16 protein-coding genes are annotated in these 24,722 nt (G+C 70.5%); 10 read left to right on the top strand and 6 right to left on the bottom strand.

Annotation, left to right across the window (positions count from 1 at the left end; translation table 11 throughout):
* The first annotated feature begins 72 nt into the window (after positions 1–72).
* A complete protein-coding gene (locus ACFVT5_RS05310; protein ID WP_389881616.1) occupies positions 73–1,542 on the top strand; it encodes an amino acid permease in 1,470 nt (489 codons plus the stop codon).
* A gap of 111 nt (positions 1,543–1,653) precedes the next feature.
* On the top strand, positions 1,654–2,976 hold the full coding sequence (locus tag ACFVT5_RS05305; protein WP_389882082.1) for an FAD-binding oxidoreductase: 1,323 nt from the start codon (positions 1,654–1,656) through the stop codon (positions 2,974–2,976).
* 32 nt (positions 2,977–3,008) lie between these two features.
* Here ACFVT5_RS05305 and ACFVT5_RS05300 read toward each other — a convergent pair whose 3' ends face one another.
* Entirely contained in the window at positions 3,009–3,602 is a 594-nt protein-coding gene (locus ACFVT5_RS05300; RefSeq protein ID WP_389881614.1) for a biotin transporter BioY, read from the bottom strand.
* Positions 3,603–3,966: 364 nt separating this feature from the next.
* Here ACFVT5_RS05300 and ACFVT5_RS05295 point away from each other — a divergent pair, with 364 nt between their 5' ends.
* Both ACFVT5_RS05295 and ACFVT5_RS05290 read left to right on the top strand, forming a co-directional pair.
* Positions 3,967–4,608, top strand: a complete 642-nt coding sequence (locus ACFVT5_RS05295) for a superoxide dismutase (protein ID WP_389881612.1) — start codon at positions 3,967–3,969, stop codon at positions 4,606–4,608.
* A gap of 208 nt (positions 4,609–4,816) precedes the next feature.
* Positions 4,817–5,380, top strand: coding sequence for a DUF4240 domain-containing protein (locus ACFVT5_RS05290; protein ID WP_389881610.1), 564 nt, complete (start codon positions 4,817–4,819; stop codon positions 5,378–5,380).
* 9 nt (positions 5,381–5,389) lie between these two features.
* Here ACFVT5_RS05290 and ACFVT5_RS05285 read toward each other — a convergent pair whose 3' ends face one another.
* Positions 5,390–6,019, bottom strand: a complete 630-nt coding sequence (locus ACFVT5_RS05285) for a DsbA family protein (protein WP_389881608.1) — start codon at positions 6,017–6,019, stop codon at positions 5,390–5,392.
* A gap of 213 nt (positions 6,020–6,232) precedes the next feature.
* Here ACFVT5_RS05285 and pepN (ACFVT5_RS05280) point away from each other — a divergent pair, with 213 nt between their 5' ends.
* On the top strand, positions 6,233–8,863 hold the full coding sequence (gene pepN / locus ACFVT5_RS05280) for an aminopeptidase N (protein WP_389881606.1): 2,631 nt from the start codon (positions 6,233–6,235) through the stop codon (positions 8,861–8,863).
* A gap of 149 nt (positions 8,864–9,012) precedes the next feature.
* Positions 9,013–10,152 (top strand): hypothetical protein, encoded by a 1,140-nt coding sequence (locus ACFVT5_RS05275; protein ID WP_389881604.1) that lies wholly within the window; start codon positions 9,013–9,015, stop codon positions 10,150–10,152.
* A 124-nt stretch (positions 10,153–10,276) separates the two neighbouring features.
* Here ACFVT5_RS05275 and ACFVT5_RS05270 read toward each other — a convergent pair whose 3' ends face one another.
* Both ACFVT5_RS05270 and ACFVT5_RS05265 read right to left on the bottom strand, forming a co-directional pair.
* On the bottom strand, positions 10,277–11,407 hold the full coding sequence (locus ACFVT5_RS05270) for a serine hydrolase domain-containing protein (protein ID WP_389882080.1): 1,131 nt from the start codon (positions 11,405–11,407) through the stop codon (positions 10,277–10,279).
* Between the two features lie 164 nt (positions 11,408–11,571).
* Positions 11,572–13,320: a TIGR03767 family metallophosphoesterase gene (locus ACFVT5_RS05265; RefSeq protein WP_389881602.1), complete on the bottom strand. Its 1,749-nt coding sequence runs from the start codon at positions 13,318–13,320 to the stop codon at positions 11,572–11,574.
* A gap of 543 nt (positions 13,321–13,863) precedes the next feature.
* Between ACFVT5_RS05265 and ACFVT5_RS05260 the strand changes: the two genes are divergently transcribed.
* The gene (locus ACFVT5_RS05260; RefSeq protein WP_389881600.1) at positions 13,864–17,184 is read left to right on the top strand and encodes a S8 family serine peptidase; all 3,321 of its coding nucleotides are present in this window, start codon (positions 13,864–13,866) and stop codon (positions 17,182–17,184) included.
* A gap of 145 nt (positions 17,185–17,329) precedes the next feature.
* On the opposite strand, the gene ACFVT5_RS05255 is transcribed toward ACFVT5_RS05260, so the two are convergent.
* Positions 17,330–18,091, bottom strand: coding sequence for a hypothetical protein (locus ACFVT5_RS05255; protein ID WP_389881599.1), 762 nt, complete (start codon positions 18,089–18,091; stop codon positions 17,330–17,332).
* Between the two features lies 1 nt (position 18,092).
* Positions 18,093–18,605: an RNA polymerase sigma factor gene (locus ACFVT5_RS05250; RefSeq protein ID WP_389881597.1), complete on the bottom strand. Its 513-nt coding sequence runs from the start codon at positions 18,603–18,605 to the stop codon at positions 18,093–18,095.
* 128 nt (positions 18,606–18,733) lie between these two features.
* Here ACFVT5_RS05250 and ACFVT5_RS05245 point away from each other — a divergent pair, with 128 nt between their 5' ends.
* The 3 genes from ACFVT5_RS05245 (at position 18,734) to pepN (ACFVT5_RS05235) (ending at position 24,658) form a co-directional block, all read left to right on the top strand.
* The gene (locus ACFVT5_RS05245; protein ID WP_389881595.1) at positions 18,734–20,752 is read left to right on the top strand and encodes a TerD family protein; all 2,019 of its coding nucleotides are present in this window, start codon (positions 18,734–18,736) and stop codon (positions 20,750–20,752) included.
* Between the two features lie 130 nt (positions 20,753–20,882).
* Positions 20,883–21,911: an aspartate-semialdehyde dehydrogenase gene (locus tag ACFVT5_RS05240; RefSeq protein ID WP_389881593.1), complete on the top strand. Its 1,029-nt coding sequence runs from the start codon at positions 20,883–20,885 to the stop codon at positions 21,909–21,911.
* Between the two features lie 143 nt (positions 21,912–22,054).
* The gene (gene pepN, locus ACFVT5_RS05235) at positions 22,055–24,658 is read left to right on the top strand and encodes an aminopeptidase N (RefSeq protein WP_389881591.1); all 2,604 of its coding nucleotides are present in this window, start codon (positions 22,055–22,057) and stop codon (positions 24,656–24,658) included.
* The last annotated feature ends 64 nt before the right edge of the window (positions 24,659–24,722 follow it).

Below are 24,722 nucleotides of genomic sequence, written 5' to 3'. Positions count from 1 at the left end.
GCTACGAGTGTGGCATGGCAGGGGGTGGGCAGAAACGCTTGGGTCGACCACCCGAGAACGTAAGGAATGTCCATGACCTCGCAGCCCCACCTTGCGAAGGCAGACGAAAACCCCGGCAAAGGCGCCGGGGATCCGCACGGCGACAAAGGCGACGCCCCCCACGGCGACGGCCTGAAAGCCGGACTCAAGAATCGGCATCTGTCGATGATCGCCATCGGTGGCGTCATCGGCGCGGGCCTCTTCATCGGCTCCGGCAAGGGCATCGTCGCCGCGGGCCCCGCCATCCTCGTGTCGTACGCCCTGGTCGGCCTGATGGTCGTCCTGGTGATGCGGATGCTCGGCGAGATGGCCGCGGCCCGGCCCGCGTCGGGGTCCTTCTCCGAATACGCCGACCAGGCGCTCGGCCGTTGGGCGGGCTTCTCGATCGGCTGGCTGTACTGGTTCTTCTGGGTGGTGGTCCTCGCGGTCGAGGCGACCGCGGGCGCGGTGATCCTCAATGGATGGATATCCGCCGTGCCGCAGTGGGCGTGGGCGCTCGTCGTGATGGTGGTGCTGACGGCCACCAACCTCGCGTCGGTCGGCTCGTACGGCGAGTTCGAGTTCTGGTTCGCCGGCATCAAGGTCGTCGCGATCAGCGCGTTCGTCGTGATCGGGCTGCTCGCCGTGTTCGGGGTGCTGCCCGGGTCGGACAACCCCGGTGCCGGGTTGGCGCATCTCACCGACACCGGCGGGTTCCTGCCGCACGGCTGGGGGTCGATCCTGACCGGTGTGCTCATGGTGGTGTTCTCGTTCATGGGCAGTGAGATCGTGACCCTCGCGGCCGGTGAGTCGCAGAACCCGCAGCGCGCGGTGTCCAAGGCGACGAACAGTGTGATCTGGCGGATCGCCGTCTTCTATCTGGGGTCCATCTTCGTGGTGTTGACGCTGCTGCCCTGGAACGACGGGTCGATCCCCAAGGACGGGTCCTATGTCGCCGCGCTGAACTCGATCGGCATCCCGCACGCGGGGCAGGTCATGAACGTGATCGTGCTGACGGCCGTGCTGTCGTGTCTCAACTCCGGCCTCTACACGGCGTCCAGGATGGCGTTCTCGCTCGGCAGGCGCGGGGACGCGCCCGGGGCGTTCGCGCGCACCACCGCGCGTGGGGTGCCGCAGGCCGCGATCCTCGGGTCGGTCGTCTTCGGATTCGTGGCGGTGTTCTTCAACTACAAGTGGCCCGAGACGGTGTTCGCGTTCCTGCTGAACTCGTCCGGCGCGGTGGCCCTGTTCGTGTGGCTCGTCATCTGTTTCACACAGTTGCGGATGCGGGGCGTGATCCTGCGTGAGTCGCCGGACAAGCTGGTCGTGCGCATGTGGCTGTTCCCGTATCTGACGTGGGCCACGATCGCGATGATCTCGTTCGTCCTGGTGTACATGCTCACCGACGACACCGCGCGTGAGCAGGTGCTGCTCTCGCTGCTCGTCGCCGCCCTGGTGGTGGGCGTCGCGGTCGGACGTGATCTCGTCCAGCGCGGGCGGGCGGAAACCGGCGGCAAAAGCTGACGGTACCTGTCAGGTTAAGCGGCCACCCTCCGTGGAGTCGGAACACAAACGGAGGGCAGTGCCGTGGGCGTCGTGGACTCGGTGGACTTGGCGGACTTCAGCGCGGGCCGGGTGGTGTTCACCTCCCGTGACCAGCACCGCGAGGGATACGAGGAGGAGACCGCCGGTTTCCAGACCGGGTTCGCGCAGCGGCCCGCCGTGGTCTTCGCCGCCTCGTCGGCGGACGACGTGGTGGCGGCGGTGGCCTACGCCGCCGCTGCGGGGCTGCCCGTCGGGGTGCAGGCGACGGGGCACGGGCTGCCCGGCGCGGTGGAGGGTGGCGTCCTTGTCAGTACGCGGCGCATGGACGGCGTCCGGGTCGACGCCGGGGCTCGTACCGCCCGGATCGAGGCCGGGGTCCGCTGGGGCGCCGTCATGGAGGCGGCGGCACCGCACGGGCTTGCCCCGCTCAGCGGCTCCGCGCCGGGCGTGGGCGCCGTCTCGTACACGCTGGGCGGTGGACTGGGGCTGCTGGGGCGGGAGTTCGGCTACGCGGCCGATCACGTACGGGCCGTCGAGCTGGTGACGGCGGACGCTCGGTTGCGGCGGGTGACCACGGAGAGCGACCCGAAGCTGTTCTGGGGGCTTCTCGGCGGCGGACACACCCTGGGTGTCGTGACGGCCCTGGAGATCGGTCTGGTGCCCGTCTCACGGCTGTACGCGGGTGCCCTCGCGTTCGACGGGGGCGTGGTGGATCCGGCGACCGTGCTGCGTGCGTACGCGCAGTGGACGGCGACCGTGCCGGACACGCTGACGTCGTCCTTCGCGGCGGTGGCGTTCCCGGATCTGCCGATGTTCCCCGAGGCGGTCCGGGGGCGGTACGTGGTGTCGGTGCGGGTCGTGTTCACGGGTGACGCGGCCGAGGGTGAGCGGCTGGTGGCCCCGCTGCGGGCGGTCGGTCCGGTCCTGTCGGACTCGCTGCGGGAGATGCCGTACACGGAGAGCGGCAGCGTTTTCTCCGAACCGGACGTCCCGCACGCGTACTACGGCGACAGCGCGGTGCTGCGGGAGTTGGACGTGCCGGCCGGCGCGGAACTCCTCGCGCTGACCGGGCCCGGGGCTTCGGTGATGTGCGTCGTCCAGATCAACCACCTGGGCGGCGCCCTCGCGAAGGAGCCCGATGTGCCGAACGCGGTGCCGCACCGTGACGGCCGCTATCTGGTGCGGCTGCTCTCGGCCGTCGCGGGCACGGACCTCGCGACGGTACGGGCGCACTACGCGCGCGTGCTGGCGGTCGTTGAACCGTGGACGACAGGGCGCTCGGTGAACTTCGCCTTCGGTGGGGCCGCGTACGGCGCGGAAGGTTTGTACGGCCCGGACACGCGGAAGAGGCTCGCCGCGTTGAAGGGCCACTACGACCCGGCGAACCTCTTCCGGCGGAACTACGGCGTCTGACGCACCGTCCAGGGTGTCCTGGGGGCTGTACGTCAGCGCTTGACGAAGCGCCAGGCGGTGGGCAGCGCGCCCATCGCCAGCGCGGCCTTGAGGGCGTCGCCGATCAGGAACGGGGTGAGCCCGGCCGCGATGGCCTGCGACGCCGACATGCCGGTGGCGACGGCGAGATAGGGCAGTCCGACCGCGTAGATCAGCACCGACCCGGCGACCATGGTGGCCGCCGTGCGCAGTACCGAACGGTCGCCGCCGCGCCGGGCGAGGGTGCCCACAAGCGTGGCGGCGAGCAGCATGCCCAGGACATAGCCGAAGGACGGCGCGGCGGTCCCGGAGCCGCCCTCGGCGAACCAGGGCATGCCCGCCATGCCGACGAGCGTGTACAGGGCGAGCGAGAGGAAGCCACGGCCGGCGCCCAGGGCGGTGCCGACGAGCAGCGCCGCGAAGGTCTGGCCGGTGACCGGCACAGGGGAGCCCGGCACGGGCACCGCGATCTGCGCCGCGATCCCGGTGAGCGCGGCGCCGCCGACGACCAGCGCGACGTCCCGTACGCGGGCGCGCGCGACGGACGACGCGGGGAGCAGGTCGGCGAGGACCTGACCGGGGCGGGTGAGGGCGGCAGCGGTGCTCATCGGTACTCCGCGGGATAGGGCGGCGGGTGCGCGGCGGGCGCGGGACATCGTGACGCTATCCCAGCGGAGCCTGGGTCCTCACCGTCAGTCATCGACAAAGCCGCCGCTCAGCCTTTGATGGACTTCGGACAAAGGCCCGCGCGAAATCCCCCGGTCGGCGTGACGCTCGTCACTGATGGACTGTGGAGTCCCACCAAAGGGCCAAAGGACCCCTCCGGTGTCACCCCCGAACCTCGGAGCCGTCCCGGAGCCTCCCCCGAAGCCGCCCCCGGCACCCAAGTACGCGCCCCGGCACGCGTGTCGACCTTTCTGCTGCTAGCGTGCAGTTGCAAGTTATATGCAATAAGAGGTCGGAGGGGACCGCATGGCCGTCTACACACTTCCTGAACTGCCGTACGACTACGCCGCGCTCGCACCCGTGATCAGCCCCGAGATCATCGAGCTGCACCACGACAAACACCACGCGGCGTATGTGAAGGGCGCCAACGACACGCTGGAGCAGTTGGAGGCGGCGCGCGACAAGGACCAGTGGGGCGCGGTCAACGGCCTGCAGAAGAACCTCGCCTTCCATCTCTCCGGACACATCCTGCACTCGATCTACTGGCACAACATGACCGGTGACGGCGGCGGAGAGCCGCTGGCCGCGGACGGTGTGGGCGAGCTGGCCGACGCGATCACCGAGTCGTTCGGGTCGTTCGCCGGGTTCAAGGCACAGCTCGGCAAGGCGGCGGCGACCACGCAGGGATCCGGCTGGGGTGTCCTCGCGCACGAGCCGGCGAGCGGGCGGCTGATCGTCGAGCAGGTCTACGACCACCAGGGCAACGTCGGCCAGGGCGCCACCCCGATCCTCGTCTTCGACGCCTGGGAGCACGCCTTCTACCTCCAGTACAAGAACCAGAAGGTCGACTTCATCGAGGCGATGTGGCGGGTCGTCAACTGGCAGGACGTGGCGCGGCGGTACGCGGCGGCCAAGGAGCGCGAGGACCGGCTGCTGCTCGCCCCCTGAGACCTCTGAGCCCCCGGAGGCCCTGAGACCCCGGAGCCCCGTCCCGGAACGTCCTGCTCGTGATCGTCTTCTCACCTTTCACGTGGCGGGCGGAGAAAACGGAAGGCCCCGCGAGGACGTGACTCGCGGGGCCTTCCGCATTTCCCTATACGTCGCCCAAGCCCCAGGTCAGGGCCCGTTGTCAGACCCCCGTGGCAGGCTTTTTCCCATGGAGACCACGGAGTACTGGCAGCTCATCGAAGACGCTCGCGCCGCCGAGTCCGGCGTGACCGGGCCCCGATCCGGTTCGGACGAGGCCCGCGCTGTCGCCAAGCGGGCCGCCGCCCTGCTCGCCACCCGGTCCAGCGAGGAGATACAGGGCGCGCAGCAGGCGTTCTGGAACCTGATGGCCGAGTCGTACCGGATCAGGCTCTGGGGCGCGGCGTACACGATCAACGGTGGCTGCTCGGACGACGGGTTCGACTACTTCCGGGGCTGGCTGGTCGCCCAGGGCCGTGAGGTGTTCGAGCGGGCCGTGGCGGATCCGGACACCCTCGCCGACTCGCCGGCCGTCCAGGCCGCGGCGCCGACCTGGGACGAGCTGGAGTGCGAAGCGGTGCTGGGGATCGCCTGGGACGCGCACCGGCAGGCGACCGGCGAGGGGCTGCCCGACTGCTGGAGCGTCCGCTATCCGCAACTGGACCCCGCGGCGGCCTTCGACTTCGACAACAAGGAGGAGGTGGCGCGCCACCTGCCGAAGCTGGCCGCGCTCTACCGGGGCGACGACGCGTGAGAACGGGGCTCAGTCGAAGATCGGGCCCTGGGTGCGGGTGCGCTTGATCTCGTAGAAGCCGGGGATCGACGCGACCATCAGGGTGCCGTCCCACAGCTTGGCCGCCTCCTCGCCCTTCGGGGCGGGCGTGACGACCGGGCCGAAGAAGGCGATCTGCTCGCCGTCAGCACCGGGCACGGCGATGACGGGGGTGCCCACCTCCTGGCCGACCTTGTCGATGCCCTCTTTGTGCGAGGCGCGCAGCTCCGTGTCGTAGGTGTCGGAGTCCGCGTAGTCCGCGAGCGAGGCGGGCAGGCCCACGTCCTTCAGGGCGCCGGCGATGGCTTCGGGCGTGGGGCCCTCGCCGCGGTTGTGGATGCGGGTGCCGAGCGCGGTGTACAGGTCGCCGAGCACCTTGTCGCCGTGCTCCTGCTGGGCGGCGATGACGACACGCACCGGGCCCCACGCCTTCTTCATGCCCTCGCGGTACTCCTCGGGCAGTTGGTCCAGTTTCGACTCGTTGAGGACGGCCAGGCTCATCACATGCCAGCGGACCTCGATGTCCCGGACCTTCTCGACCTCAAGCACCCAGCGCGATGTCATCCACGCCCAGGGGCACAGGGGGTCGAACCAGAAGTCGACGGGGGTCTTCTCGGTCATGTCTCTCCTCATGGCCTCGGCACCCGAGGGCGCCGGCGACGGAATGCGCTTACCGCGTACACCAGCGACAACGCCACCGGTCGCGTCGGCCATTCCCGGACGCGGCGGGCCGTTCCCGGGTGTCCCGCGGTGGAGCCCCATGGGAGGATCGACCCCGTTCGAAAACGTCCCATACGTCCAAACAGCCACGCGAGTCACAAGGGAGTGCCGCCCGTGCCCGGTGAGAATCTGTCCCGCGACGAGGCCCAGGAGCGGGCCGCTCTGCTGTCCGTCGACGGATACGAGATCGCGCTCGATCTGCGGTCGGCGACCGGCGAGGGCGGCGCAGGGCCGACGACGTTCCGGTCGGTCACCACGATCCGGTTCCGGTGCGCCGAGCCCGGTGCGGCGAGCTTCGCCGACCTGATCGCGCCGAGTGTCACGGCGGTGTCCCTCAACGGCAGGGACCTCGACCCGGGCGCGGTCTTCGACGGCACCCGGATCACCCTGGAGGACCTCGCCGACGAGAACGAGTTGGTGGTCGACGCCCAGTGCGCGTACAGCCGCACCGGCGAGGGCCTGCACCGGTTCGTGGACCCGGAGGACGGCGAGGTCTATCTCTACACGCAGTACGAGCCGGCCGACTCCCGCCGGGTCTTCGCCAACTTCGAGCAGCCCGACCTCAAGGCGCCGTTCCGCTTCGAGGTGACGGCGCCCGAGGGCTGGACGGTGTGGAGCAACGGCACGGGTGAACTCACCGACGGTGTCTGGCGGTTCGCGGAGACCAAGCCGATCTCGACGTACATCACGGCGGTCGTGGCGGGGCCTTACCACCATGTGACCGACCGCTACACGCGCGTGCTGGACGACGGGTCGACGCTGGAGATCCCGCTCGGGGCGCTCTGCCGCAAGGGGCTGGCCCGGCACTTCGACGCGGACGACGTGTTCCTGGTGACCAAGCAGGGCCTGGACTTCTTCCACGACCACTTCGACTACCCGTACCCGTTCGGCAAGTACGACCAGGCGTTCGTGCCCGAGTACAACCTGGGGGCGATGGAGAACCCGGGCTGTGTGACGTTCCGCGAGGAGTACATCTACCGCGGCAAGGTGACGCAGGCGGCGTACGAGCGGCGGGCCAATGTCATCCTGCACGAGATGGCGCACATGTGGTTCGGCGACCTCGTGACCATGCGCTGGTGGGACGACCTGTGGCTGAAGGAGTCCTTCGCCGACTTCATGGGCTCGTTCTCGATGGTCGAGGCGACCCGGTTCACCAACGGCTGGATCACCTTCGCCAACAACCGCAAAGCCTGGGCGTACCGCGCGGACCAGTTGCCTTCGACGCATCCCGTCACGGCCGACATCCGTGATCTGGAGGACGCCAAGCTCAACTTCGACGGCATCACGTACGCCAAGGGCGCGTCCGTCCTGAAGCAGCTCGTGGCGTACGTCGGGCGGGACGCCTTCCTGGAGGGCGCGCGGCGCTACTTCAAGCGGCACGCGTACGGCAACACGCGCCTCGGTGACCTGCTCGCCGTCCTGGAGGAGACCTCAGGGCGGGACTTGGCGGCCTGGTCGCGCGCGTGGCTCCAGACGGCCGGCGTCAACTCGCTGACGCCGCAGGTGACGCTGAACGCGGAGGGCCGGATCACCGAGCTGTCCGTGGTCCAGGAGGCCACCACCCCGGCCCATCAGCCGACGCCCACCGACGGCCCGGAAGGCACCGCCGCCGCCGAGGCCCCCGAACTGCGCCCGCACCGCGTGGCGATCGGTCTCTACGCGCGCGAGGACGTCTCCGGGGCGCTCGTGCGCTACGCGCGCGCGGAGGTCGACGTCTCCGGCGCGCGTACGGTCGTCGGGGAGCTGGCCGGTGAGCGGGCGCCGGAGCTGGTGCTCGTCAACGACGACGACCTGACGTACTGCAAGATCCGCTTCGACCAGAACTCGCTGGCCACACTCCGTGAGCGGCTGGGCGATCTCACCGATCCGCTGGCGCGGGCGCTGTGCTGGTCGGCGCTGTGGAGCCTCACGCGGGACGCGTTGATGCCCGCGCGGGACTTCGTGGACCTGGTGCTGCGGTTCGCGGGCCGTGAGTCCGACATCGGGGTGCTCCAGATGCTGCACGCCTGGGCGCGGACGGCGGTCACGCGCTACGCGGCGCCGGACTGGCGCGAGGAGGGCGGGCGGCTGCTCGCCGAGGGCGCGCTGCGTGAGCTGCGGATCGCCGACCCGGGCGGTCAGCACCAGCTCACCTGGGCGCGGTTCTTCGCGTCCGTGGCATCCGGCGAGGCTGATCTCCAGCTCCTGCGGGGGCTGTTGGACGGCGGCGCGAAGATCGACGGCCTCGATGTCGACCAGGAGCTGCGCTGGACGTTCCTCGAACCGCTCACCGCGCACGGCGCGGCCGACGAGTCGGTGCTCGCGGCCGAACTGGCCCGGGACGACACCGCGTCGGGCAAGCGGCACCAGGTGCGCTGCCTGGCGTCGCGTCCATCGGCGGCCGTGAAGGCGCAGGCGTGGGCGGCCGTGGTGGAGTCCGACGCGCTGTCCAACGCGCTGGTCGAGGCGACCATCGCGGGCTTCGCCCAGCCGTCGCAGCGGGAGTTGACCGCGCCGTACACGGAGAAGTACTTCGCGGCGATCGAGCGGGTGTGGGCCGAGCGGTCCATCCAGATCGGGATGGACGTGGTCAGGGGGCTGTTCCCCGGGCTCCAGGACGACCGCGGGACGCTGGACAGGGCCGACGCGTGGCTCCGGGAGCACCGGGACGCGGCGCCCGCGCTGCGACGGCTCGTCGCCGAGGCGCGGGACGACCTCGGGCGGGCGCTGTGGGCGCAGGCGTGTGACGCCGGTACGGAGTTGTGACAAGCGGCTGGTCCCTCTACCCGTAACCCCGGATGGACCAGCGCCTTTCGGCACTCGAACGCCCGTACTTTAGGGCGAGCTTGTCCGCATTTGTCGACGGGCGTGTAACACCGGTTAGGAGGGTGCGCAAGGGTGGGAATGGCGGGGGCATGAACCACAACACCCCGCTCTCCCCCCGCCCCCTGCGTCACCTCTCGGACGTCCGGCTCCGTGTGCTCAGTTCCGCCCAACTCCGGGCGCACGGTGTCTCGGCCGCCGAGACGAACGCGCAGTGCCGGCCCGGCGGGGCCTGGCAGCAGTTGCTGCCCGGTGTCTTCCTGCTCCACCCCGGACCGCCGACCGGCCAGGAGCGGGTACACGCCGTGCTGCTGTACGCGGGCCGCCCACCGGGCCGTTCGGGGCACGGGACCCGGGCCAGGCCGGCGGTGCCGGTCCAGCCGTCGGACGAGCACCCGGCACCGCGCGCCACCGAGGCCGCGCCCCGGCTCCCGCACCAGGGCACGGACCCGGTGCCGGCGCCGTACGGCGAGGTGATGATCACCGGTCTCGCGGCGCTCGCGCTGTACGGGTTCTCGTCCGCTCCCCCGCTGCTCTCGCTCGACCGGTTCGACGTGCTGGTGCCCAGGACCCGGCGGCTGCGGTCCACCGGGTGCGCGCGGCTGGTGCGGACGGCGGCGCTGCCGGTCGCGCGGCAGGTCACGGGGGTTCCGGTGGCGCCGGTGCCCCGGGCGCTCGCGGACGCGGTCGGCGGGCTCACGGACGCGGACGCGGTACGCCGGCTGCTCACCGAGGCGGTACGCGGCGGCCACTGCGAACCGACCGCCGTCGTACGGGAGTTGACGCGGGCGCGGCTGATGGGCCGCCCGCACGTCGTGAACGCGGTGGACGCGCTGGTCGCCGAGGGCCGCACCATCGCCGAGGACCGGCTGTACGCGATGGTGAGCGAGTGGGGGCTGCCCGACCCGGTGTGGAACGTGGATCTGCGGCTGCCGGGCGGTCCGCATCTCGGCGGTGTCGACGCGTACTGGCCGGACCAGGCCGTCGCCGTCGAACTCGACACCCGGGCGCCCCGGCCGGGCGGCCGGCGCGACAGTGCGGCCGAGTCGCTCCAGTGGACGGAGTACGCGCGCAAGCGGGAGCACCTGGAGCGGCTGGGTATCACCGTGGTGCACCTCACGCCGCGCAAGCTGCGGGACGCGCCGGAGCAACAGGCCACGATCGTGCGGACGGCACTGATGGCGGCGGACGACCGCGATCCGGCCGCGTATGTCGTGGTGTTGCCGAGGTGAGCCACCGGATGCCGGGCGCGCGCCGGTAGGAGGGGAGTGAGGGGGCGGGCGCCCCGGGACCGGGCGCCCGCCCCCTCACCTGTCACCCCTGGACAGCCGTACCGGCCACCCCTTCATCTGCCGGTCACTTGCCGCAGAACTCCGCCTCCTGGATCGCTCCCCCGTCGCCCACCCAGTCGCCGTTGAGGTTGTACGCGAGCGCGTGGCGGCCGTCGCGGGTGGTCACGGCGCCGGACGAGGAGCCGTGGATACCGCCGCCGTGGCCCCAGAGTTCGGTGCCGCAGGAGGTCTTCTCGCTCATCAGGCCGAGCCCGTAGCCGACGCCGGGCTGGACCTGGACCGTGGTGGTCATCTCGGTGAGCTGCTTCTTCGGGAGCAGCTTGCCGCGCAGCAGCGCGGTGTAGAAGCGGGTCAGATCCCGCGAGGTCGAGATCATCTCGCCCGCCGAGGAGGCGAGCGACGGGTTCAGCTCGGTGACGTCGTAGATCTCGGTGGCCGCCGGGGCGTCGGACAGCTTGGAGTACGCACGGCTGCTCGGGCGCGGTACATGGGTGTCGTTGCCCGGCACGGTGGTGGAGTTCAGGCCCAGCGGCTTGACGATACGGTCGCGGACCTCGTCGCCGTACGGGCGCCCGGTGACCTTCTGGACGATCATTCCGGCGAGGACGTAGTTGGTGTTGGAGTAGTTCCAGGAGGCGCCGGGGGCGAAGTCCGGCTTGTGGGCCATGGCGGTCCGCACCAGTGCGCGCGGCGTGAGGCTGTCGTAGCGGTGCTCCATGAAGCCGGCGTGCAGGAAGTAGGTGCGGCCGAAGGTCTCGTCGGCGGTGTAGTTGTAGATCCCGCTGGTGTGGTTGAGGAGTTGCCGCACGGTGATCTTCCGACCGTCGTGGCCGTTGCCCCGGACGACGCCGGGCAGCCACCGGTCGACCTTGTCGTCGAGCGACAGCCGTCCCTCGGCCTCCAGTTGGAGCAGCACGGTCGCCACGAAGGTCTTGGTGATGCTGCCGACCCGGTAGCGGTCGCCGGTGCCGCGCGGTGCGCCGGTCGACCGGTCACCGATGCCGGACGCGGCCTTCCAGGTGCCCTTGTCGTCCCGCGCCAGGGCGGTCACACCGGGGACGCCCTGCCGCACGACCGCGTCCATCGCCCGCCGGGTCGCCGCGTGGTCGTCCGTACGCGTCCCGGCCTGTGCGGGCGCCGTGAACGCCGTCGCCGCGACGGCCGCCGCCGCGACGCCCACGACGGCGGCCCGCATGGTCCTCGTACCCCTGCTGTGCTGCACCCTGTTCTCCCTCTGCCCTCATGACCGGCTTCCGTCGGACGGAGGGACTCCGGGGGTGCGCGCGGCGGTTGACGGTGCCGTTCGGGTTGAGAGCTTTTCAGCCCTTCCGCTTCAGCCCTTCCGCTCAGCCCTTCCGCTCAGCCCTTCCGGAGGAGCAGTTCCGTGTTGCGGTCGCCCGCCGAGCCGGACAGGGTCGTACGGGCGCCCGGCGCGTTGAAGGACAACTCGCGGTAGAGCGCGGCGAGTCCGGTCTGGGAGAGATCGGCGAAATCCGTGCGGTGCGGGGCCGCGGACTCGATGAGCGTGGTGAACAGGGACAGCGTGCCGTCGTGGTTGTCGGCGATCTCGATGACCCGGCCGAGCTGCGGGAAGTCGACGTGCGACGCGGTCGAGATCTCCCAGAAGGTGCCGTGCGGGGTGATGGCGTTCTTGTGGCTGTGGCCGTTCACCCAGGCGAGGACGTTCTTGTGGCGACCGAGCAGCGCCACGATCTCGTCGCCGCCGTGCCGTGCCTCACCGGGACGGCCCGGATCGGGGCGCAGATTCCGCATCGTCCGGCTGGTGTGATGGCTGAAGACGACGACGTACTCGCCTTGGTGCTCCTTCAGGGTGCGCTCCAGCCAGGTCAGCTGGGCCGTGCCGAGTGAGCCCTCGTAGTGGCCGCCGGGGTCGGTCGAGTCGAGGCTGATGCCGAGCACGTCGTCGGAGACGCGGAAGGAGTAGTACTGGGTGCGGGCGGCGACGTTCGCCTCGGTGTAGCCGTGCCCGTGGGGTCCGGGTCCGGTGTGCGCGGGGTCGAGGTGGGCCCGGAGGTATTCGGCGGGCGTGAAGGGGGCGCGGGCCTCGTCCGGGGTGACCGACCGCATGTGCCGGGCCTCACTCTTCAGCAGCTCCTTGAACGCGGTGCCCAGCGGGTCCTTCCCCGCCTTGACCGCCTGCCACACGGCGGCGCCCCGGTCCTCCGGCAGGGACATCAGCTTCCTGCCGCCGACCGCGTACTCGGCGAAGAAGGAGTCGCCGGGCGCGTAGCAGCCGCCGGGCAGCGCGTCGTGGTTGCCGACCGTGGAGTACCAGGGCAGCCGAAGACCCGGGCTGCGCAGTTCGCGGATCGCGGCGTCGAGGAAGCCGTCGATCCGGGGGAAGCCGAACTGCTTGTCGGCGTCGCGCAGGGCCGCGTCGGGCTGCCAGTACAGCTTCAGACCGGAGTTCTGGACGCCCTCGTAGTGGCGCGGGTCACCGGTGTTGGGGGTGATCCGGCCGCCGCTCATCACCCGGAGGTACCAGTCGAGTTCGGAGCGCGCGTTGTTGTCGGTGTTGTCGCCCGTGGTCATCACGAAGTGGAGGGGGGCGCCGGTGGCGGGGGCGCCGCGCAGGGCGTTGACCCGCTCGACCAGGCTGACGGCGCCCGCGACGGACAGGGACTCCTGGGGCCGCCAGGCGCTCGCGGTCTGGGCGCGCAGATACTCGTAGCGCAGCGGGTGCTGGACGTCGACCAGATGCAGGTCGGTGAACTGCACGAAGGCCGCGAGCGCGGTACGACGGTCCGTGCGGCCCGCCTTGGGCGCGGCGGCATCAGAGCGGACGACCCGCTTCCAGGCGGGTCCGTCGCCCAGGCGCCGGTATCCGGTGGAGCCGGCGGCGGAGGCGACCGACGTGAGCGTGGTGCCCTTGCCGTAGGGCGCGAGGGGGGCGGCGGGTGCCTGGCGGGAGATCGCGTCGGCGCCGGCCGGTGCGCCCGGGACGGAGGGTGCCCCGGCGGCCGAGCCGCTGCCGGGGCCGAGCGCGTAACCGATCCCCGCGGACAGGGTCACGGCTCCGGTGGCGGCAAGGAGGGCGCGGCGGTCGAGGACGGTGGCGGCAGCGGCGACAGAGCGTAGGCGCGGCATGGCGCGGCCTTTCCGGGTGCGAACACAGCGAGGGGGTGGGCCCGGGGTGTTCGTGGTGCGTGAACACCCCGTTCTCCCTGGATGGTTGGCATCGGGGGTGGCCTGTGCGTTAACGAAGGAGCAACGCCTGACGCCCATCACCGGACGTGGATCTCGGTACCCCTCGCACGTCCGCGGCGGTACCTCTGCCCGAGGGCGAACGCTCACTCCGCGTTCATCTGCCGGGGTAGGGAGCCGGGCTTGGATGTACGGAGTCGGGCTGCGAGGTACGGGGTCCCGCTGTGAGGTAGGCGCGTCGGACGCGCGTAGACCTTGAACCGGACACGCGTAGACCCCGAAGGCGGTGGCGCCAAATCCCCCTATCACCCGCCTTACGACCCATGGCGTATGGCGGAAGTACGCCATGGCCCTATCACGCCTCGGACAACTCTCCCCAAACGGTGGTCGTTTACGTAAGGCTGAGCGGTCATCCGGCCCCGAATTCCGGAACATCGTGGGCAGGGGTCGGTCCTACCGTCCGCTCTCATACGTACAGGGATGCAGATGACCCCCGATCCCCAGCGCGCACCCAGACACGGTGCGAGACGCGTGGCCCGTATAGCCGTGGCCGCGGGACTCGCGGCGGCACTCTCCGCGGCAGGGCCGATACCCATGGCCTTCTCCGCGGACAGCGGCTCCACACCGACACCGGCCGACTCCACCATCAAGCAGTCGGACGACAAGCTCGGCGCGGCCGACGCCGACCGTCTCGCCGAGGCCCAGGCCGCCGGCGAGAAGAACGTCACGATGATGGTCGCCACCGCGCCCGGCGCCACCCGGCAGGTCGCCGAGCAGCTCGACGCCGTCAAGGGCGGCTCGGTCGGCCAGACCTACGACAAGCTCGGCTATGTCCGCGCGACGATCCCGACGGCGAAGGCCGAAGCGGCGATCAAGGCGGCCTCGAAGCTCTCGTCGGTGCACGGCATCGACCTGAGCCAGGAGATCGAGCTGGACGACCCGACCCCGGCGGGCGACAGCGCCAAGGGTGCCAAGAACACCCCGGCGCCCGGCAGTTACCCGGCGCCGGACAAGAACACCCCCGCGAAGAACCCGTACAACCCGTCGTTCGAGACGGGCGCCGTCGACTTCGTGCAGGACAACCCGAAGGCGGACGGCCGGGGTGTCACCATCGGCATCCTCGACTCCGGTGTCGACCTGGGCCACCCGGCGCTCCAGAAGACCACCACGGGTGAGCGCAAGATCGTGGACTGGGTCACCGCGACCGACCCGATCGTGGACTCCGACGCCACCTGGCGCCGGATGACCAACCCCGTGTCGGGGCCGGTCTTCACCTACAGCAACCAGACCTGGAAGGCCCCGGCGGGCGATTACCAGGTCAACATCTTCCGCGAGTCGGCGTCCATCGGCGGCGACGCCAACGGCGACCTGAACCGCGACGGGGACACCACCGACGCGTGGGGCGTCCTCTACGACGCGAAGAACAACACCGTCCGCGTCGACCTGAACAACAACAACGACTTCACGGACGACGTGCCGATGAAGCCGTACAAGGACGGCTTCCAGATCGGGTACTTCGGTACGGACAACCCGGCGACCGACGTGGTCGAGCGGGTCCCGTTCGTCATCGAGATCCGAAAGGACGTGCCGACCGACCCCTACGGCGGTGACTGGGTCGGCAAGACGGCCGACTTCGTCAACATCGGCATCATCGAGTCCGAGCACGGCACGCACGTCGCGGGCATCACCGCGGCGAACAGCCTGTTCGGCGGCAAGATGAACGGCGCGGCGCCCGGCGCCAAGCTGGTCTCCTCGCGTGCCTGCTCGTGGAGCGGCGGCTGCACCAGCGTCGCGCTCACCGAGGGCATGATCGACCTCGTCGTCAACCGGGGCGTCGACATCGTCAACATGTCGATCGGCGGTCTGCCCGCGCTGAACGACGGCAACAACGCCCGCGCGGAGCTGTACACGCGGCTGATCGACACCTACGGCGTCCAGCTCGTGATCTCCGCGGGCAACGACGGCCCGGGTCTGAACACGATCAGTGACCCCGCCCTCGCGGACAAGGTCATCTCCGTCGGCGCGACCATCTCCAAGGAGACCTGGGCCGCCAACTACGGCTCCGGGGTCACCAAGAAGTACGCGATGGTCCCGTTCTCCTCGCACGGCCCCCGGGAGGACGGCGGCTTCGCGCCGACCATCTCGGCGCCCGGCGCGGCGATCCAGACGACGCAGACCTGGCTGCCGGGCGGCCCGGTCGCCGAGGCGGGCTACCAGCTCCCGGCCGGCTACTCGATGCTCCAGGGCACCTCGATGGCGTCCCCGCAGGCCGCGGGCGCGTCCGCGCTGCTGCTCTCCGCCGCGAAGCAGAAGAAGATCGATCTGACTCCGGCGAAGCTGCGTACCGCGCTGACCTCGACCGCCCAGCACATCAGCGGTGAGACGGCGAACAGCGAGGGCAGCGGCCTCATCGACATCGTCAGCGCCTGGAAGCTCATCAAGCGCGGTGTGTCGGCGAACGAGTACACGGTCAAGGCTCCGGTCGACACCACGATCGACTGGGCGCTCAAGACGCCGGGCTTCGGCACCGGTCTCTACGACCGTGACGGCGGCCTGAAGGTCGGCCAGAAGAAGACGTACGACGTGGTCGTCACGCGGACGACGGGCCCGAACCGCTCGGTTCCGCACCTGCTGAGCCTGAAGACCAACGACGGCACGTTCCGTATCGCCGGCTCGTCCTTGGTCCTGCTGCCGCTGAACAAGCCGGTGACGGTGAAGGTCGAGGCGCAGCCCCGTTCGGTCGGCGCGCACAGCGCGATCCTGGAGGTCGACGACCTCACCACGCAGGGCGTGGACAAGCAGATCATGACGACCGTCGTGGTCTCCACGCCGATCGCGAAGCCCTCGTCGACGTTCTCCGCGTCGGGTGTCTCGCAGCGCAACAGCACCATCTCGTACTACGTGACGGTGCCGGAGGGCGCGAAGACCCTTGAGGTCGCGATGAGCGGTCTCAAGGAGACGGGTCAGACCCGCTTCATCACGATCCACCCGTACGGCGTCCCGCTCGACCCGACGTCGACGCCGAATTGCTACCCGAACTACAACCCGGCCAACACCTGCCGTCCGGACCTGCGTTCGTACGCGGACCCGGTGCCGGGTGTGTGGGAGATCGAGGTCGAGTCGCGGCGTACGTCGCCGTTCCTCGACAACCCGTACAAGCTGGACGTGGCCCTGTACGGGCTCGACTTCGACCCGGCCGTGCAGTCCGTCCCGGAGGCGAAGGTCGGTACGCCGGCCCCCGTGTCCTGGAAGGTGACGAACCAGTTCGCGGCGCTCGACGCGAAGCTGAAGGGCGGTTCGCTCGGCTCGTCCAAGACGACGCGGCCGACGATCAAGCAGAGTGAGACCCAGGCCACGACGGTGGTCGTGCCCGAGGGTGCCGAGCGGCTCGACGTCGCGATCGGCAATGTCTCGGACACGGCGGCCGACCTGGACCTGTACGTCTACAACGCGGCCGGTACGCGGGTCGCGTACTCCGCGGGCGGCTCGTCGGAGGAGGCGGTCTCGATCAGCAAGCCCGCCGCCGGTGTGTACACCATCAAGGTCGAGGGCTACTCGACTCCGGCCGGTGAGACGGCCTACGACTACCGGGACGTGTACTTCTCGTCCACGCTCGGCACGGTCAAGGTGGACGAGTCGAAGACGTACAACCTGCCGGTCGGCGGTTCGGCGCAGATCTCGGCCGAGGTCGTCGCGAGTGCCGCGGCGCCCGAGGGCCGGGAGTTCTTCGGCCAGGTGCAGGTGCTGAACGCGCGCGGTACGGCCGCGGGCATCGGCAGTGTGAAGATCGGCAAGGTCATTCCGTAAGCGGGTAGGCATCCGCTGAGGTGCCGGTACGGAAACGGTGGGGCGGGCTCCTTTCGGGGCCCGCCCCACCTCTGTGCGCACCCCCCGTGCGCGCACTCCCCCGTGGGTCATCGGCCGTTGGTCATCGGCAGGTCGGGGCGCCTCATCAGCAGGTCAGGGCGCTGGAGCCGGGCAACGCCTCCTTGATCCAGGCCCGTTGCGCGGGGATGTCCGCTCCGGTGGCCCAGATGTCGGGCATGCCGGACCCGTGCGGGATACCGATCAGTGCCGTCTCGCCGATGCGCAGGCGTGGGTCGACCGCCCGGTCCATCACGAAGGTGACGACCTTGTCGCCCTCGCTCGGCTTGTAGTAGTGGTCGACCGTCAGCGTGATCCGGTCCTGGTCGCCGCCGGCCAGCGGCTCGACGCGGGTCACCTCGCCCTCGACGATCAGCCGGGCACAGGCCACATAGCCCTCCGGCGACAGGTCTCCCAAGTCCCCCTGGCCGTTCTGTCCCTGGTCCCTCTGTCCCCCTTCCGGTGCCACGTCCTTGGCGTCGCCCTTGCTCGCCGCCGAGGTGTCGTTCGCGCCCATGCCGCCGCCCTGGACGACCAGCCAGCCGAAGCCGCCGAAGACGGCGAGCGCACAGGCGGTGACCAGCGCGCCGAGCGCGATCCGGACGCGGCGGCGGGGCCGGGCGGGTACGGGACGGGGCGTGAGGGCGGGGGCGGGCGTGGGTGCGGGTGCGGTTTCGCGGGCCGCCAGCGTGTCGCCCAACTGCCTTATTTTTACGTGGAGTTCGGCGATGTCCGCGACGGCGGCGCGATGCGCGGCCAGGGTCTCCGGATCGTCCCGTGCCGCGTCGGGCAGGGGTTCGTCGGTGAGTGCCAGCATCAACGGGTCGTCGTACGGCTGCTCCCCGGTCACGTCACACCACCTCGTCCTCGTGCAGTCGCGCGCGCAGCGCCCGTACCGCCGTGTACAGCCTGCTCTTGACCGTGCCCTCCGGGATGTCCAACTGCTCGGCGATGTCCCGTACCGGAAGGTCCGCGTAGAAGCGGAGGACGACGACCTGCCGGAGGTTGTCCGGGAGTTCGTCCAGGCCCTGGGCCACGGCGAGCGAGGTCACCCGGGTCTCGCCGCCGCCGGGGTGCTCCTGGCGCAGCGAGGCCAGGCGCTCACCGAGCCGTTCCTGCCTGCGCCGCGCGCGGTGCCAGTCCATGGCGAGGTTCGACGCGACGACGGCGGCCCAGGCGGACACGTCGCGGGGCGCCTCATGGCCCTGTGCGGCCCGTTCGAGCAGCCTGAGCCTGACCTGCTGCACCCCGTCCGGCAGATCGGCGTACGGGACCCCGCCGAGCGCGAGGACCGCGCGCACCCGGTCCTCCTGGGCCGCGTTCAGCGGGTCCGCGTCACGGACTCTGCGCCACAGCAATGCCACCCTCCCCACCCCGCGTTTCCCCTAAGACGCCGGACGGGTCGGAAACGTTCGGACCAGTTTCCACGAACCTGCCCTTCACCGAAGGAACCCATCGACTTCACGGCATCTCCACTGTCACCATGTGCCCCATGACGCACATCACCAAAGGCGCCAACACCCCTGTCCCCGCAGCCCCGGTACGCGTGGCCGTGTGCCGCGCCCAGGCACCCGGAATCCCGACCGTGGACGCGTCCGCACTGCTGCTCGACGCGCGCGGCAAGGTACGCGGCGACGCCGACCTCGTCTTCTACAACCAGCCGCACCACCCCTCGGGCGCGGTACGGCACGCGGGCACGGCGGAGGGCGGCGGACAGGCCGCCGAGTGGCTGGAACTGGATCTGCACGCGGTCGAGCCGGATGTCCAGCGGGTGGTGATAGCCGCGTCATGCGACGGCGGGGTGTTCGGCGCGGTACCCGGTCTGTATGTGCAGACGGTCGGTCCGGACGGGCTTCCGGTGGCGCAGTACACGGTGACCGACGCGTCCACCGAGACGGCGTTCGTGCTCGGCGAGTTCTACCGGCGGGACGGCGCCTGGAAGTTCCGGGCGGTCGGGCAGGGGTACGACTCCGGACTCGCCGGTCTGGCCACGGACTTCGGGATCTCGGTGGAGGAGGAGCAGGGTCCCGAGGACGCCGTACCGGTCCAGGCGCCGCGGCAGGGTGTTCCCCAGGACGCCGTTCCCGGGGCCGCCGCCCCCTTCGTCTACGGCTCCGAGTTCCAGCCCTTCGCGCGGCGCGGGCACGGCAACGACGTCATCACCGTCGACGCCCCCGTGCCGCCGGGCCCGGTGATCGTCGAGGCATGGCACCAGGGCGAGGGCTACTTCGCGGTCCAGACCCTCGACCACCGCAACAAGAACGACGAGTTGCTGTTCAACACGACCGTGGACGACTTCCGCGGCCGGACCCTCACGCCGTACCCGTCGGACCGGCATCTGCGGCTGCGCGTCGAGGCCGACAACGACTGGACGGTGGTGGTGCAGCCCGTGTCGGTGGTCCGCCATCTCGGCACCGCCATCCAGGGCCAGGGCCCCGAGGTGCTCGCGTACACGGGGACGGCGGCCGATCTCGACGCGCGGTTCGACGGTGACGAGGACGGGGGCGGCGGCTTCGCGATCTGGTCGATGGAGACGGCCGTCGCCCGGGACCTGGACGACCGCGAGCTGCTCGTCAACGAGGTCGGGCCGCTGACCCAGACCGCGCCGATACCCGACGGCCCGCTGCTGCTGCTCGTGGAGGCGGACGGCCCCTGGTCGCTCGCCGCCCGCCCACTGCCGGTGTTCGACCAGGGCGCCGCCCAGGAGTCCGGCGTCTACCAGGGCCGGGGCCACGCCACGGTCACCCTGGTCAACCCGAACCCGGGCCGCCCGGCCCTGCTCGACTACGAACTGACCGGCGACGGGGTGCTCTTCGGATACACGGTCGCGGTGCTCGACGAGTACGACGACGAGGACACCCTGCTGCGGGGGCAGAACAACGGCGAGCGGGGCCGCACGCTGCTGTTCCGCGAGGGCGAGAGCGAGCAGCGGCTCCGGATCACGGACGCCCGGAACTGGAAGCTGCGGCTGCTGCCCCTCGACCAGGCGCCCGCGCTGTCCGGCCCGCTGGAGGGCACAGGCAGCGCCGTGTTCCGATACGACGGTCCGCCCGCGCTCCTGGATCTGCGCCGGCTCACGTCGGACGACGACCCGCTGACCGCGCACACGGCGCAGCCGGAGGGCCGGAAGGCGATCTCGGTGGACACGACGAGCCGCCGTCCGGTCACCGGGCCGCTGTGGGTGCCGGACACGGGCCACTGCCATGTCCTGATCACCACCGGGGACCGGACCGGGTGGCGGGTCGAGCCCCGGCCCCTCTCCGAGGCCCAGGTCCTGGACGTCTCCGTGTCGGGCGCCGGCTACGGCGTCGTGCGTCACACGGGCCCCGAGACCGAGGTGATGCTCACGCACCAGGGGCGCGGCACGCTGGACCTGATCGTGCTGTGGGAGCTGGACGAGCGGCTGGAGCCGATACGCCGGATCAGCCTGGGCCCGGGGCTTCATCGGGTGCCGAGCGGGTATCTCCAGGTCCGCACGTCTGGCCGGTGGACCATCGAGGCCCGGAAGTGATCACGCCTGTGTGCGCGCCCGGTCCGGGGTCCGAATGTCCCACTCCTCGGGCAATGGATTGGACAGCCGGGCCGGGGACAGACGCATGATGGAAGCGTTCGCCCATGTCGTAGGCGTTGGAGGAGACACCGTGAGGGTCGGAATCGTCGGAGCCACCGGTCAGGTCGGCACAGTCATGCTCAGGATCCTGGCCGACCGGAACGTCCCGGTCGACGAGCTGCGTCTGTTCGCCTCGGCGCGCTCGGCCGGCTCGACGATCGACTGGAAGGGCACCCCGGTCACCGTCGAGGACGCCTCCACGGCCGACTACAGCGGCCTGGACATCGTGCTGTTCTCGGCGGGCGGCGCGACCTCGCGGGCGCTGGCCGAGAAGGTCGCCGCGCAGGGCCCCGTGGTGATCGACAACTCCTCGGCATGGCGCCGCGACCCCGAGGTGCCGCTGGTCGTCTCGGAGGTGAACCCGCACGCGGTGGCCCACCGCCCGAAGGGGATCATCGCCAACCCGAACTGCACCACGATGGCCGCGATGCCGGTCCTCAAGCCGCTGCACGAGGAGGCGGGCCTCGAAGCGCTCGTCGTCGCGAGCTATCAGGCGGTGTCCGGGTCCGGGCTCGCCGGGGTCGCCGAGCTGCACGGGCAGGTCCAGAAGGTCGCCGCCGACGCGGACAAGCTGACGCACGACGGTGAAGCCGTCGACTTCCCCGAGCCCACTGTCTACAAGCGGCCGATCGCCTTCAACGTGCTGCCGCTGGCGGGCGCGATCGTGGACGACGGCTCCTTCGAGACCGACGAGGAGCAGAAGCTCCGCCACGAGTCCCGCAAGATCCTGGAGATCCCGGGTCTGAAGGTCTCCGGGACCTGTGTCCGGGTGCCGGTCTTCTCGGGCCACTCCCTCCAGATCAACGCCCGCTTCGCCCGTCCCATCGGTGTGGAGCGCGCGTACGAACTGCTGGCCGCCGCGCCCGGTGTGGAGATCTCCGAGATCCCGACCCCGCTCCAGGCCGCGGGCCGCGACCCGTCCTATGTGGGCCGCGTCCGCGCCGACGAGACCGTCGAGCACGGCCTCGCCCTGTTCGTGTCCAACGACAACCTCCGCAAGGGCGCCGCCCTGAACGCGGTACAGATCGCGGAACTGGTCGCCGCGGAACTCAAGGGCTGACCTGCCACCCGCACCGACCCCACCCGCACCGACCCGAGGGGCGGTCCCTCACGACGGGATCGCCCCTTCCATGCGTCCGGCGCACCCGCTCCGGGCGCGTGGAAGGATGACCGGAAAGCGTCGCATACCGAGGAGATGACCGCGTGCCTGGCACAAACCTGACCCGCGAAGAGGCTCAGCAGCGGGCGAAGCTGCTCACCGTGGACTCGTACGAGATCGACCTCGATCTCAGCGGTGCGCAGGATGGGGGTCCCTCCCGGTCGAGCGAAGCCGGGAGTGGGGGAGGAACCTACCGGTCCGTGACCACGGTGCGCTTCGACTCCGCCGAGTCAGGCGCCGCGTCCTTCATCGACCTGGTCGCACCCACCGTCCACGAGATCACCCTGAACGGTGACCCGCTCGACCCGGCCGAGGTCTTCGCGGACTCCCGTATCGCCCTGCCCGGCCTGCTCGACGGCGCCAATGTGCTGCGTGTGGTGGCCGACTGCGCGTACACGAACACCGGCGAGGGTCTGCACCGGTTCGTGGACCCGGTCGACCAGCAGGCGTATCTCTACACGCAGTTCGAGGTCCCGGACGCCCGCCGGGTGTTCGCGTCCTTCGAGCAGCCCGACCTGAAGGCCACCTTCCAGTTCACCGTGAAGGCGCCGTCGGGCTGGACCGTGATCTCCAACTCGCCGACGCCCGAACCCAAGGACGACATCTGGGTCTTCGAGCCGACGCCGCGTATCTCGACGTACATCACGGCCCTGATCGTCGGCCCGTACCACAGTGTGCACAGCGTGTACGAGAAGGACGGGCAGTCCGTACCGCTGGGCATCTACTGCCGTCCCTCGCTCGCCCAGTTCCTCGACTCTGACGCGCTCTTCGAGGTCACCCGGCAGGGCTTCGACTGGTTCCAGGAGAAGTTCGACTACGCGTACCCGTTCGCCAAGTACGACCAGCTCTTCGTGCCGGAGTTCAACGCGGGCGCGATGGAGAACGCGGGCGCGGTCACCATCCGCGACCAGTACGTCTTCCGCTCCAAGGTGACGGACGCGGCGTACGAGGTCCGCGCCGAGACCGTCCTGCACGAGCTGGCCCACATGTGGTTCGGCGACCTGGTGACGATGGAGTGGTGGAACGACCTCTGGCTGAACGAGTCGTTCGCCACGTACACGTCGATCGCCTGCCTGGCGTACGGCCCCGAATCGCGCTGGCCGCACTCCTGGACGACGTTCGCGAACTCCATGAAGACCTGGGCGTACCGGCAGGACCAGCTCCCGTCGACGCACCCGATCATGGCCGAGATCAACGACCTGGACGACGTCCTCGTCAACTTCGACGGCATCACCTACGCCAAGGGCGCCTCCGTCCTCAAGCAACTCGTCGCCTATGTCGGCATGGACGAGTTCTTCCAGGGCGTGCGGAAGTACTTCAAGCGGCACGCGTACGGCAACACGCGCCTGTCCGATCTGCTCGGCGCCCTGGAGGAGACCTCGGGGCGCGATCTGAAGACCTGGTCGAAGCTGTGGCTGGAGACCGCCGGCATCAACATCCTGCGCCCGGAGATCGAGACGGACGCGGACGGCACCATCACCGCCTTCGCGGTACGCCAGGAGGCCCCGGCCCTCCCGGCCGGCGCCAAGGGCGAGCCGACGCTGCGCCCGCACCGCATCGCGATCGGCTTCTACGACCTCGACGCGGACGGCAAGCTGGTGCGTGGTGAGCGCGTCGAGCTGGACGTCGACGGTGAGCTGACCGCCGTACCGGAGCTGGTCGGCAAGGCCCGGCCCTCGGTCGTCCTGCTCAACGACGACGACCTGTCGTACGCGAAGGTCCGGCTCGACGAGGCGTCGCTCGCCTTTGTCACCGAGCACCTGGGCGACTTCGACGACTCGCTGCCGCGCGCCCTGTGCTGGGCGTCGGCGTGGGACATGACGCGTGACGCCGAACTGGCCACGCGGGACTATCTGGAGCTGGTCCTGTCGGGCATCGGCAAGGAGGCCGGCATCGGTGTCGTGCAGTCCCTGCACCGCCAGGTGAAGCTCGCCATCGACCTGTACGCGGACCCGACCTGGCGCGAGGCGGGTCTGACCCGGTGGACGGAGGCGACGCTCGCGCATCTGCGGGCCGCCGAGCCGGGCAGCGACCACCAGCTCGCGTGGGCCCGTGCCTTCGCCGCGACCGCCCGCACCCCGGAACAGCTCGACGTCCTGGACGGCCTGCTCGACGGTACGCAGTCGATCGAGGGTCTGGCCGTCGACACCGAGCTGCGCTGGGCGTTCGTCCAGCGGCTCGCCGCCGTGGGCCGCTTCGACGAGGCGGGGATCGCCGCCGAGTACGAGCGGGACAAGACGGCCGCCGGTGAGCGGCACGCGACGACGGCCCGCGCGTCCCGTCCGACGCCGGAGGCCAAGGCGGAGGCGTGGGCGTCGGTCGTGGAGTCGGACAAGCTCCCGAACGCCGTGCAGGAGTCCGTCATCGCGGGCTTCGTCCAGACGGACCAGCGTGAACTCCTCGCCCCGTACACGGAGAAGTACTTCGCGTCGGTCAAGGACGCCTGGGACACCCGCTCGCACGAGATCGCCCAGCAGATCGCGGTGGGCCTCTACCCGGCCCTCCAGGTCGAGCAGTCCACGCTGGACGCCACGGACGCCTGGCTGACCGCGACCGACCCGCCCCCGGCCCTGCGCCGCCTGATCTCGGAATCGAGGGCGGGCGTGGAGCGGGCGCTGAAGGCTCAGGAGGCCGACGCGCGCGCGTAGGGACACCGTGCGAACACGCCGAGGGCGGCGGTCACCACGTGTACGCGGTGACCGCCGCCCTCGG

Origin of the sequence: Streptomyces sp. NPDC058001 (assembly GCF_042886315.1) — a bacterium.
GTDB lineage: Bacteria > Actinomycetota > Actinomycetes > Streptomycetales > Streptomycetaceae > Streptomyces.
Note: the sequence above shows the minus strand (reverse complement) of the source record. Positions and strands in the feature narration are given on the sequence as shown.